Genomic DNA, 12,341 nt, shown 5'->3' on the forward strand with positions numbered 1-12,341 from the left:
AGGGCTCACCATGACCGAGCATAATATCCGCAACTTCGCGATCAACTTCGGGCCGCAGCATCCGGCGGCGCACGGCGTGCTGCGCCTGGTGCTGGAGCTCGACGGCGAGGTGGTCGAGCGCGTCGACCCGCATATCGGCCTGCTCCACCGCGGCACCGAGAAGCTGATCGAGTACAAGACCTACCTTCAGGTCACGCCGTACTTCGACCGGCTCGACTACGTCTCGCCGATGAACCAGGAGCACGCCTTCTGCCTGGCGATCGAGAAGCTCGCCGGCATCGAGGTGCCGCGGCGCGCGCAGCTCATCCGCACCCTGTTCTGCGAGATCGGCCGCCTGCTCTCGCACCTGCTCAACGTCACGACGCAGGCGATGGACGTCGGCGCCCTCACGCCCCCGCTCTGGGGCTTCGAGGAGCGCGAGAAGCTGATGATCTTCTACGAGCGGGCCTCGGGCGCCCGGCTCCACGCCAACTACTTCCGCCCCGGCGGCGTCCACCAGGACCTGCCGCCCGCGCTGATCGACGACATCGAGGCGTTCTGCGACCCGTTCCTGCAGGTGGTCCAGGACCTCGATGACCTCGTCATGTCCAACCGCATCTTCAAGCAGCGCAACGTCGACATCGGCATCGTCTCGGTGGACGAGGCGATGGCCTGGGGCTTCTCCGGCCCGATGGTGCGCGGCTCGGGCATCCCGTGGGACCTTCGCAAGTCGCAGCCCTACGAGTGCTACGAGGAGATGGAGTTCGACATCCCCGTGGGGAAGAACGGCGACACCTACGATCGCCAGGTGATCCGCATGGAGGAGATGCGGGAATCCGTGAAGATCATGCGGCAATGCTGCGTCAAGCTGCGCGAGCCGGCGGGCCTGGGCCCGATCGCCTCGATCGACGGCAAGTTCGCGCCGCCGCCGCGCCGGGAGATGAAGCGCTCGATGGAAGCGCTCATCCACCACTTCAAGCTCTACACCGAAGGCTTCCACGTGCCCGAGGGGGAGGTCTACGCGGCCGTCGAGGCGCCCAAGGGCGAGTTCGGCGTCTACCTCGTCTCCGACGGCACCAACAAGCCGTATCGCTGCAAGATTCGCGCTCCGGGATTCGCTCACCTTCAGGCGATGGACTGGATGTGCCGCGGCCACCTGCTCGCCGACGTGTCCTGCGTGCTCGGCACGCTCGACATCGTCTTCGGCGAGGTGGACCGTTGAGCTGGAAGGGCCAGAACTGAGATGTCGAACCGCAGGCTCGCCCCCGCTTCCGAGCAGCCCGAGAGCTTCGCGTTCACGCAAGAGAACGCCGCCTGGGCCAAGGGGCAGATCGAGAAGTACCCGGAGGGCCGCCAGGCCTCGGCCGTGATCCCGCTGCTGTGGAAGGCGCAGGAGCAGAACGGCGGCTGGCTGCCGCGCCGCGCGATCGAGGCGGTGGCCGACGAGCTCGGCATGCCGCACATCCGCGTGCTCGAAGTGGCGACCTTCTACACGATGTTCGCCCTGGAGCCCGTGGGCCGGTTCTGGATCCAGCTCTGCGGCACGGTGCCGTGCGATTCCTGCGGCGCGCGCGAGCTGAAGGGCATGCTGCAGGCCCGCCTCGGGCCGGCCGGCCACGTCTCGGCCGACGGCAACTTCTCCTGGCTCGAAGTCGAGTGCCTGGGCGCCTGCTGCAACGCGCCGATGGTGCAGATCAACCAGGACTACTACGAGGACCTGACGCCCGAGAGCCTCGGCACGCTGATGGACGACCTCGCCGCCGGCCGTCCGGTCAATGTCGGCTCGCAGACCGGCCGCGTCTCGTCGGAGCCGCAGGGCGGGGCTGCGACGCTGAGCGACCCGACGCTGTTCGACGGCTCGCGCGTCGGCGCCTGGCGCCAGCGCTTCGAGGACAAGAACAAGGCGGAGGGCGACGAGGCCCGGGCCAAGGACGAGGCCGCCTCGACCGAGGCCCGCGCCGCGACCGAGCCCAAGATCGCCAAGCCCGATGCAGGCCGCCCCGTCGAGCGGCCCGTCTCCGACGCCCCGGCGCAGCGTGCGGCGGGCGGCGACGCGCCGATCAAGGCCGACGACCACGCCGACGCGGCCGAGCGCGGCCGCTCCATCGCCAAGCACGGCAGCGCCCGCCCGGGCGACGCCGACGTGCTGGATTCGCCGGCCAAGCGCGTGGCGGAGGGCGAGCCCGCGGGCGCAGAGGCGGGGGCGCAGTCGGACCTGCCGCGCGATGCGGTGCCGCCGCAGCCGGAGGCGTCCGGCGCGAGCGAGAACGCGCCCGCCGCGAAGCCGTCCGAGCCTTCGACGAAACCGGCAGAGCCTTCGGCGAAGCCGGCGAAGTCGGATCCGGCCACCTGAGACACGGAAAGCCAAAGCCATGCTGGCCGATCAGGATCGCATCTTCACCAACCTCTACGGGTTGCACTCGCCCGGCCTCGAGGCCGCGCAAAAGCGCGGCGCGTGGGACGGCACCAAATTCCTCCTCGAGATGGGCCGTGACTGGATCATCGACGAGATGAAGGCCTCGGGTCTGCGCGGCCGCGGCGGCGCCGGCTTCCCGACCGGCCTCAAGTGGTCGTTCATGCCCAAGAAGTCGGACGGGCGGCCGCACTACCTCGTGGTCAACGCCGACGAGTCCGAGCCCGGCACCTGCAAGGACCGGGAGATCATGCGGCACGATCCGCACCTGCTGATCGAAGGCTGCATGCTGGCCTCCTTCGCGATGGCGGCGCATGCCTGCTACATCTACATCCGAGGCGAATACGTCGCCGAAAAGCACGCGCTGCAGCGGGCGGTGGACGAAGCCTACGCGGCCCGGCTCGTCGGCCAGGACAACGTCCACGGCTACCCGTTCGACATCTACGTCCACCACGGCGCAGGCGCCTACATCTGCGGCGAGGAGACGGCGCTGCTCGAATCCCTCGAGGGCAAGAAGGGGATGCCGCGGCTCAAGCCGCCGTTCCCGGCCAACATGGGCCTCTACGGCTGCCCGACGACGGTGAACAACGTCGAGTCGATCGCGGTCGCCGGCACGATCCTGCGCCGCGGCGGCGCGTGGTTCGCAGGCCTCGGCGGCAAGAACAACACCGGCACCAAGCTGTTCTGCGTCTCCGGCCACGTCAACAAGCCGTGCAACGTCGAGGAGGAGCTAGGCATCACCTTCCGCGAGCTCGTCGACAAGCATTGCGGCGGCATGCGCGGCGGCTGGGACAACCTGCTCTGCTCGATCCCCGGCGGCTCCTCGGTGCCGCTGGTGCCGGCCGAGCAGATCATCGACGCCAAGATGGACTTCGACACCCTGCGCAACCTCGGCTCCGGCCTGGGCACCGCGGCTGTGATCGTGCTCGACCGCTCGACCGACATCGTCCAGGCGATCGCCCGCATCGCGTATTTCTACAAGCACGAGTCCTGCGGCCAGTGCACGCCCTGCCGCGAGGGCACCGGCTGGATGTGGCGGGTGATGCTGCGGATGGCGGAAGGGCGCGCGCAGAAGCGCGAGATCGACATGCTGCTCGACGTCACCAAGCAGATCGAGGGCCACACGATCTGCGCGCTCGGCGACGCGGCGGCCTGGCCGATCCAAGGCCTCATCCGCCACTTCCGCCCCGAGATCGAGAAGCGCATCGACCGCTACAGCGCCAACCCGCATTCCGATGCGGTGCCGATGGCCGCCGAGTGACCGCCTTTGCCGACGCTCAGTCCTGAGATGAACGCATGACCAAAATCCTCGTCGACGGCATCGAGGTCGATGTTCCCGCCGAATACACCCTGCTGCAGGCCTGCGAGATGGCCGGCGCGGAAATCCCGCGCTTCTGCTTCCATGAGCGGCTGTCGATCGCCGGCAATTGCCGGATGTGCCTGGTCGAGCTGAAGGGTGCGCCCAAGCCCGTGGCCTCCTGTGCCTACGCGGTGAAGGATTGCCGCCCCGGCCCGAACGGCGAGCCGCCCGAGGTGCTGACGCGCTCCGGCCAGACGAAGAAGGCGCGCGAGGGGGTGATGGAGTTCCTCCTCATCAACCACCCGCTCGATTGCCCGATCTGCGACCAGGGCGGCCATTGCGACCTGCAGGACCAGGCGATGGCCTACGGCGTCGACTCGACCCGCTACGGCGAGAACAAGCGCGCGGTCGAGGAAAAGTACATCGGCCCGCTGGTGCGGACGGCGATGAACCGCTGCATCCACTGCACGCGCTGCGTGCGCTTCCTCGCCGAGGTCGCCGGCGTGCCGGACCTCGGCGCGATCGGCCGCGGCGAGGACATGGAGATCACGAGCTATCTCGAGCAGGCGATGGGCTCGGAGCTTCAGGGCAACGTCGCCGACCTCTGCCCCGTGGGCGCCCTCGTGCCCAAGCCTCAGAGCTACAACATCCGCCCCTGGGAGCTGTCGAAGACCGAATCGGTCGACGTGATGGATGCGGTCGGCTCGGCGATCCGCGTCGACGCCCGCGGCCGCGAGGTCATGCAGATCGAGCCGCGGGTCAACGAGGACATCAACGAGGAGTGGATCTCCGACAAGACCCGCCATCCCGTGGACGGCCTACGCGTCCAGCGCCTCGACCGGCCGTACCTGCGCGAGAACGGCCGCCTGCGCCCCGCCTCCTGGGGTGAGGCCTTCGCCGCGATCGCCGCCAAGGTGAAGGGCGCCGACCCCAAGCGCGTCGGCGCTCTGGTCGGGGATCTGGCCGGCGTCGAGGAGATCTTCGCGCTGAAAGGTCTGATGACCGCGCTCGGCGTGGCCAACCTTGATTGCCGCCAGGGCGGCGAAAGGCTCGATCCGGCCTGGGGCCGGGCGTCCTACGTCTTCAACCCGACCATCCCCGGCATCGAGGCGGCGGACGCGATCCTGCTCGTCGGCGCCAACCCGCGGACCGAGGCGTCGCTCCTCAACGTCCGCATCCGCAAGCGCTGGCGGATGGGGCCGCTCGCGGTCGGCCTGATCGGCGAGGACACCGACCTCACCTATCCCCACACCTATCTCGGCGCCGGCACCGACACCCTGGCGGCCCTGGCCAAGGGCGAGCACAGCTTCCTCGAGATCCTGAAGGGCGCCGAGCGCCCGCTGGTGATCGTCGGCGGTGCGGCGCTCGCCGACCCGGCCGTGATCGCCGCGGCCGCGGCGCTCGCCAAGGACGTCGGCGCCGTCACGGCGGAATGGAACGGGTTCGGCGTGCTGCACACGGCCGCCGCCCGGGTCGGCGCGCTCGACCTCGGCTTCGTGCCGGGGGAGGGCGGCCTCGACTTCTTCGGCATGATCGCGCCGGGCGCCCTCGACGTCGTGTTCAACCTCGGCGCCGACGAATGCACGGTCGGGGCCGGCGCCTTCGTGATCTACCAGGGCACCCATGGCGACCGCGGCGCCTCGCGCGCCGACGTGGTGCTGCCCGGCGCCGCCTACACCGAGAAGAGCGCGACCTACGTCAACCTGGAGGGCCGGGTGCAGCAGGCCAACCGCGCCGGCTTCCCGCCGGGCGACGCCCGCGAGGACTGGGCGATCCTGCGCGCGCTCTCCGACGTGCTCGGCCACCGCCTGCCCTACGATTCGCTGGTGGCCCTGCGCCGTGCGCTCTACGCCGAACACCCGCACCTGGCCGCCATCGGCAGCGTCGAGCCGGGCGACACGGTGGCGGCGGTCGATCGTTTGGCCGGCCTCGGCGGCACGATGGCCAAGGCCGCCTTCGCCTCGCCGGTGCTCGACTTCTACCTCACCAATCCGATCGCGCGCGCCTCGCGCGTGCTCGCCGAATGTTCGAGCCTCGCCCGCGGGCGCGCCCTCGAAGCCGCCGAGTAAGGGTCCGCTATGACACCCTGGGAAACCGTCGGCCTCGTGCTGCTGCTGGCGCTGAAGAGCTTCCTGCTGCTGGCGTGCCTGCTCGTCTTCATCGCCTACGCGCTGCTGGCCGACCGCAAGATCTGGGCGGCGGTGCAGCTGCGCCGCGGGCCGAACGTGGTCGGGCCGTTCGGCCTGTTCCAGTCCTTCGCCGACCTGCTGAAGTTCGTGCTGAAGGAGCCGGTGATTCCCGCCGGCGCCAACAAGGCGCTGTTCCTGCTGGCGCCGCTGGTCTTCGCGACGCTCGCGCTCGCGGCCTGGGCCGTGATCCCGCTCGCGGAGGGCTGGGCGCTCGCCGACATCAACGTCGGCATGACCTACATCTTCGCGATTTCCAGCCTGGGCGTGTACGGCGTGCTGATGGGCGGCTGGGCCTCGAACTCGAAATACGCCTTCCTCGGCGCGCTCCGCTCGGCGGCGCAGATGATCTCCTACGAGGTCTCGCTCGGCTTCGTCATCATCTGCGTGCTGCTCTGCGCCGGCTCGCTCAACCTCTCGAAGATCGTCATCGCGCAGGACACCTCGCTCGGCATCCTCGGCTGGTACTGGCTGTGGCTGTTCCCGATGTTCGTGGTGTTCTTCATCTCTGCGCTGGCCGAGACGAACCGCCCCCCCTTCGACCTGCCGGAGGCCGAATCGGAGCTCGTGGCGGGCTACATGGTCGAGTACTCCTCGACGCCGTACCTGCTGTTCATGCTCGGCGAGTACGTGGCGATCATGACCATGTGTGCGCTCGGCACGGTGCTGTTCCTCGGCGGCTGGCTCTCGCCGATCCCGTTCGCGCCCTTCACCTGGGTGCCGGGGCTAATCTGGTTCGCGCTGAAGGCCAGCTTCCTGTTCTTCATGATCGCCATGGTGAAGGCCATGGTCCCGCGCTACCGCTACGATCAGCTCATGCGGCTCGGCTGGAAGGTCTTCCTTCCGCTCTCGCTCGTCTCGGTCGTGGTCGTCGCCTTCGTGCTCAAGCTGACCGGCCTCGCTCCAGGTGCCTGAGTGAATTCGCGCCTGAGCCTCACCCAGAAATCGGAGATCGCGGCATGAAGCTCGATCAGGTCGCCAAGGGCCTTCTGCTGAAGGAGTTCGCCTCGGGGTTCGTCCTCGCGATGAAGTATTTCTTCAAGCCGAAGGCGACGATCAACTACCCCTTCGAGATGGGCCATCGCGGCCCGCGCTTCCGCGGCGAGCACGCCCTGCGCCGCTATCCGAACGGCGAGGAGCGCTGCATCGCGTGCAAGCTGTGCGAGGCGATCTGCCCGGCGCAGGCCATCACCATCGAGGCGGGGCCCCGCCGCAACGACGGCACACGGCGCACCACCCGCTACGACCTCGACATGGTGAAGTGCATCTATTGCGGCATGTGCCAGGAGGCCTGCCCGGTCGATGCCATCGTCGAGGGGCCGAACTTCGAGTTCTCGGTCGAGACCCGCGAGGAGCTGCTCTACGACAAGGAGAAGCTGCTGCTGAACGGCGACCGCTGGGAGCGAGAGATCGCGCGAAACCTCGCGATGGACGCCCCCTACCGCTGACATCCCCGCCCCGTCCCTCAGCGCCGCGGGTTGTGCGGCGCGGGAGCGGGTTCTATAGACGGCCGGCCGGGTCCGGACCGTTTTTGCGGACCGTTTTCTCATGAGGCAGAAGGGGCCGCTCCGGCGGCCGATCCCGACAAGCGCATGACTGCAGCCGCCGCCTTCTTCTACCTCTTCGCGGGCCTCACCATCGCCTCGGGCTTCATGGTGATCGCGTCCCGCAATCCCATCGCCTCGGTGCTGTTCCTGATTCTCGCCTTCGTGAACGCCGCCGGCCTGTTCGTGCTGATGGGCGCCGAGTTCCTGGCGATGATCCTCGTCGTCGTCTACGTCGGCGCGGTCGCGGTGCTGTTCCTGTTCGTCGTGATGATGCTCGACGTGGACTTCGCCCAGCTCCGGCAGGGGTTCCAGCAGTATCTCCCGGTCGGCGCGATGATCGGCGCGGTGTTCCTGATCGAGCTTCTGCTCGTCGTCGGCTCGTGGACGATCGATCCCGGCCTGGTGCAGGCGCCGCTCGGCAACGTGGCGGCGGGCGAGCACACCAGCAACACGGTGATCCTCGGCCGGGTGCTCTACACGGAATACGTCTACTTCTTCCAGATCGCCGGCCTGATCCTGCTCGTCGCGATGATCGGCGCGATCGTGCTGACCCTGCGCGATCGCCCCGGCGTCAAGCGCCAGAACATCGCGCTGCAGAACGCGCGCACGCAAGGCGACGCGGTCGAGACCCGCAAGGTGCCCTCCCGCCAGGGCGTCGAGGTCTGATGGCCGAGACCCGAACGGCTTGGGCGACCCTGAAGACCTGGGCGGAGACAGCACGATGATCGGCCTCAGCCACTACCTCACGGTCGCCGCGATCCTGTTCACGCTCGGCGTGCTGGGGATCTTCATCAACCGCAAGAACGTCATCGTCATCCTGATGTCGATCGAGCTGATCCTGCTCGCGGTGAACATCAACTTCGTCGCCTTCTCGACCCACCTGAACGACATCACCGGCCAGGTCTTCGCCCTGTTCGTGCTGACGGTCGCCGCGGCGGAGGCCGCGATCGGGCTCGCCATCCTCGTGGTGTTCTTCCGCAACCGCGGCTCCATCGCGGTCGAGGACATCAGCATGATGAAGGGCTGAGCGGCTCACCCCGCGACACCCTTCCGCCAGAAACCCGCCGCCCTGCGAGGCCGGACCGCACGATGTATCACGCGATCGTCTTCTTCCCGCTCATCGGCGCCCTCATCGCCGGGCTGTTCGGGCGCTTCATCGGCGCGCGGGTCTGCGAGTACGTCACCACCGCCTGCCTCGCCTTCTCGGCGCTGCTGTCCTGGGGCGTGTTCATCGAGGGCGACCACGCCACGCGGGTGCAGGTCGCGACCTGGTTCACGGCCGGCGACCTCACCGTCGACTGGGCCTTCCGCATCGACACGCTGACGCGGGTGATGCTCGTCGTCGTCACCACCGTCTCGACCCTCGTGCACCTCTACTCCGTCGGCTACATGGAGGAGGATCCGCACCGGCCGCGCTTCTTCGCCTACCTGTCGCTGTTCACCTTCGCCATGCTGATGCTGGTGACGGCCGACAACCTCGTGCAGATGTTCTTCGGCTGGGAGGGCGTCGGCCTCGCCTCCTACCTGCTGATCGGGTTCTGGTACGAGAAGCCCTCGGCGAACGCCGCCGCGATGAAGGCCTTCATCGTCAACCGCGTCGGCGATTTCGGCTTCTCGCTCGGCATCTTCCTCGTCTTCGTGCTGTTCGGCTCGGTCGCCTTCGACGGCATCTTCCCGCGGGTGAACGAGCTCAAGGACGCGCATTTCCACTTCCTCGGCCAGGATTGGCACGCGCTGACGCTGACCTGCCTGCTGCTGTTCATGGGCGCGATGGGCAAGTCGGCGCAGTTCCTGCTGCACACCTGGCTGCCGGATGCGATGGAAGGCCCGACCCCGGTCTCGGCGCTGATCCATGCCGCGACCATGGTGACGGCCGGCGTGTTCATGGTGGCGCGCCTGTCGCCGCTGTTCGAGCTCGCGCCCGACGCCCTCGTGTTCGTCACGGTCACCGGCGGCATCACCGCCTTCTTCGCCGCCACGGTCGGCCTGGTGCAGAACGACATCAAGCGCGTGATCGCGTACTCGACCTGCTCGCAGCTCGGCTACATGTTCGTCGCGCTCGGCGTCGGCGCGTACTCCGCCGGCATCTTCCACCTGTTCACCCACGCCTTCTTCAAGGCGCTGCTGTTCCTCGGCGCCGGCTCGGTCATCCACGCGATGCACCACGAGCAGGACATGCGGAACATGGGCGACTTGCGCCGCTACATCCCGTTCACCACCGCGATGATGGCGATCGGTACGCTGGCGCTCATCGGCTTCCCCTTCACCGCCGGCTACTACTCGAAGGATGCGATCATCGAGGCGGCCTACGCCTCGACGCGCCCTGGGCACACGCTGGCCTTCATGGCGACCCTGATCGCGGCGTTCTTCACCTCGTTCTATTCCTGGCGCCTGTTCTTCCTCACCTTCGAGGGTCCGGCGCGCTGGGGCGCGCACGCCCACCACGACGACCACGCGACGCCGGCCGTCGTGCATGCGTCTCAGGCCGTCGAAGCCGACGGCGCGCCGGGCCACACCGAGGGCGTGGCGCACGACGACCACGGCCACGACATCGAGCCGGCGCACAAGAGCGACCTCGTCGCCGACGACCACCACGGGCACGGCCATCACGGCGATCACACGCCACACGAATCCCCGCTGGTGATGACGATCCCCCTCGGCATCCTCGCCTTCGGCGCGCTGTTCGCCGGCCTGATCTTCAAGGATCGCTTCATCGGCGAGGGCATGGACGCGTTCTGGGGCCACGCCCTGGCGCACGGGCCCGACAACCACATCATGCACGACATCCACCACGTGCCCGCGCTGGTCTCCTACGCGCCGTTCATCATGCTGCTGCTCGGGTTCGTGCTGGCCTTCATTATGTACATCCGCCGGCCGAAGCTGCCGGGCGCGCTCGCCGCGCAGCAGCCGGCCCTTTACCGGTTCCTGCTCAACAAGTGGTACGTCGACGAGATCTACGACCGGATCTTCGTGCGTCCGGCCAAGGATTTCGGCCTGTTCCTGTGGCGGCAGGTCGACGGCCGCGCCATCGACGGCGCCGGCCCGGACGGGATCGCGGCCCGCGTCGTCGACGTGACCCGCGGCGTCGTCCGCTTCCAGACCGGCTACGTCTACCACTACGCCTTCGTGATGCTGATCGGCGTCGCGGGCATCCTGAGCTGGTACCTGATGGCCGGCCTTCCGAAGCCCGGGGGGCACTGACGATGGTCGTCGCTCAGCATCGCATCCGGCCCTTGCGCGGGTCCCCTCTCCCAATGGGAGAGGGACGGGGTGAGGGGCGTGACCTCTCCGGCACGTTCTCATCCCTCACCCCAACCCTCTCCCGCACGGGAGAGGGGGCTGCGTCGTGCCGTCCGAGCGCGAATCCCATCGTTTGGAGCCTTCGCTAGATGTTCGGTCTCGGCATCCTCTCCGGCCTGCTGATCGTGCCGCTCTGCGGCGCGGCCTTCATCCTGACCTTGTCGGGCGACGAGAAGGCCGTCGCGAAGAACGCCCGCTGGGCGGCGCTCGCGACCACGGTCGTCACCTTCCTGCTCTCGCTCGTCGCCTGGAACCGGTACGACGCGACCTCGGCGAGCTTCCAGCTCGTCGAGAGCCACGCGTGGCTCGCCGAGACGATCCGGTTCAAGCTCGGCGTCGACGGCTTCTCGATGCCGCTCGTGCTGCTGACGACGTTCCTGATGCCGTTCTGCGTCGGCGCCTCGTGGCACGCGATCGGCACCCGCGTGAAGGAGTACTTCGTCGCCTTCCTCGTGCTCGAGACGACGATGATCGGCGTCTTCCAGGCGCTCGACCTGGTGCTGTTCTACCTGTTCTTCGAGGCCGGCCTGATCCCGATGTTCCTCATCATCGGCATCTGGGGCGGCAAGCGGCGCATCTACGCCAGCTTCAAGTTCTTCCTCTACACCCTGCTCGGCTCGGTGCTGATGCTGCTCGCCATCATGGCGATGTACTGGCAGGCCGGCACCACCGACATCCCGACCCTGTTGCAGACCCGCTTCCCCGTGGGCATGCAATGGTGGCTGTGGCTGGCCTTCTTCGCGAGCTTCGCGGTGAAGATGCCGATGTGGCCGGTGCACACCTGGCTCCCTGACGCGCACGTCGAGGCGCCCACCGCCGGCTCGGTGATCCTGGCCGGCATCCTGCTCAAGATGGGCGGCTACGGCTTCATCCGGATCTCGCTGCCGATGCTGCCGGATGCGAGCCACACCTTCGCGCCGCTGGTCTTCGCGCTGTCGGTGATCGCGATCATCTTCACCTCGCTCACCGCCCTGATGCAGACCGACATCAAGAAGCTCATCGCTTACTCGTCGGTGGCGCATATGGGCTTCGTCACGCTCGGCCTGTTCACCCTCAACGAGCAGGGCATCCAGGGCGCGCTGTTCCTGATGATCTCGCACGGCATCGTCTCGGGCGCGCTCTTCCTCGGGGTCGGCGTGGTCTACGACCGGATGCACACTCGCGAGATCGCGGCCTATGGCGGCCTGGTGAAGCGGATGCCGCTCTACGCCGTGGCGATGATGGTGTTCACCATGGCCAATGTCGGCCTGCCCGGCACCTCCGGCTTCGTCGGCGAGTTCCTGGCGATGATGGGCGCATTCAAGGCGAACCCGACGGTGGCGTTCTTTTCGGTCTTCGGCATCATCCTGTCGGCCGGCTACGCCCTGTGGCTCTACGCGCGGGTGATCTACGGCAAGCTCGAGAAGCCCAACCTCCAGGGCATCCTCGATCTCGACAACCGTGAAAAGCTGATCCTCGCGCCGCTCGTCGCGCTGACGATCTACTACGGCGTCCACCCGGCCCCGATCCTCGACGTCTTCGCCCCCTCCACCGAGGCGTTGATGACGAGCATGAAGGCCGCCCTCTCGAACACGCAGACCGCGGCCGCCGCGCTGCCCCTCGCGCGCTGAAGGCAG

10 protein-coding genes are annotated in these 12,341 nt (G+C 68.0%); all 10 read left to right on the forward strand.

Features of this window, described 5'->3' with window-relative positions; all coding sequences use genetic code 11:
* Positions 1-10 precede the first annotated feature (10 nt).
* The 10 genes from FV234_RS02905 to FV234_RS02950 all read left to right on the forward strand — a co-directional run bounded on the left by FV234_RS02905 (position 11) and on the right by FV234_RS02950 (position 12,335).
* Positions 11-1,201, forward strand: coding sequence for an NADH-quinone oxidoreductase subunit D (locus FV234_RS02905; RefSeq protein ID WP_147751046.1), 1,191 nt, complete (start codon positions 11-13; stop codon positions 1,199-1,201).
* 21 nt (positions 1,202-1,222) lie between these two features.
* Complete coding sequence (gene nuoE / locus FV234_RS02910) at positions 1,223-2,332, forward strand: NADH-quinone oxidoreductase subunit NuoE (protein ID WP_147828025.1); 1,110 nt, start codon at positions 1,223-1,225, stop codon at positions 2,330-2,332.
* A gap of 19 nt (positions 2,333-2,351) precedes the next feature.
* Positions 2,352-3,653, forward strand: coding sequence for an NADH-quinone oxidoreductase subunit NuoF (gene nuoF, locus FV234_RS02915; protein ID WP_147726111.1), 1,302 nt, complete (start codon positions 2,352-2,354; stop codon positions 3,651-3,653).
* 35 nt (positions 3,654-3,688) lie between these two features.
* Positions 3,689-5,761: an NADH-quinone oxidoreductase subunit NuoG gene (nuoG, locus tag FV234_RS02920; RefSeq protein ID WP_147828026.1), complete on the forward strand. Its 2,073-nt coding sequence runs from the start codon at positions 3,689-3,691 to the stop codon at positions 5,759-5,761.
* Between the two features lie 9 nt (positions 5,762-5,770).
* Positions 5,771-6,793, forward strand: coding sequence for an NADH-quinone oxidoreductase subunit NuoH (gene nuoH, locus FV234_RS02925; protein WP_147762747.1), 1,023 nt, complete (start codon positions 5,771-5,773; stop codon positions 6,791-6,793).
* 44 nt (positions 6,794-6,837) lie between these two features.
* The gene (gene nuoI / locus FV234_RS02930; RefSeq protein WP_147751042.1) at positions 6,838-7,326 is read left to right on the forward strand and encodes an NADH-quinone oxidoreductase subunit NuoI; all 489 of its coding nucleotides are present in this window, start codon (positions 6,838-6,840) and stop codon (positions 7,324-7,326) included.
* A gap of 144 nt (positions 7,327-7,470) precedes the next feature.
* Positions 7,471-8,091 carry an NADH-quinone oxidoreductase subunit J gene (locus tag FV234_RS02935; protein ID WP_147726107.1) on the forward strand — a complete coding sequence of 207 codons (621 nt, stop codon included), beginning with the start codon at positions 7,471-7,473 and terminating at the stop codon, positions 8,089-8,091.
* 55 nt (positions 8,092-8,146) lie between these two features.
* Positions 8,147-8,452, forward strand: coding sequence for an NADH-quinone oxidoreductase subunit NuoK (gene nuoK, locus FV234_RS02940; RefSeq protein WP_147751041.1), 306 nt, complete (start codon positions 8,147-8,149; stop codon positions 8,450-8,452).
* 62 nt (positions 8,453-8,514) lie between these two features.
* Complete coding sequence (nuoL, locus tag FV234_RS02945) at positions 8,515-10,626, forward strand: NADH-quinone oxidoreductase subunit L (protein WP_147828027.1); 2,112 nt, start codon at positions 8,515-8,517, stop codon at positions 10,624-10,626.
* A 188-nt stretch (positions 10,627-10,814) separates the two neighbouring features.
* The gene (locus FV234_RS02950) at positions 10,815-12,335 is read left to right on the forward strand and encodes an NADH-quinone oxidoreductase subunit M (RefSeq protein ID WP_147751039.1); all 1,521 of its coding nucleotides are present in this window, start codon (positions 10,815-10,817) and stop codon (positions 12,333-12,335) included.
* Positions 12,336-12,341 lie beyond the last annotated feature (6 nt).

Source organism: Methylobacterium sp. WL8 (genome assembly GCF_008040045.1).
Classification (GTDB): domain Bacteria; phylum Pseudomonadota; class Alphaproteobacteria; order Rhizobiales; family Beijerinckiaceae; genus Methylobacterium; species Methylobacterium cerastii.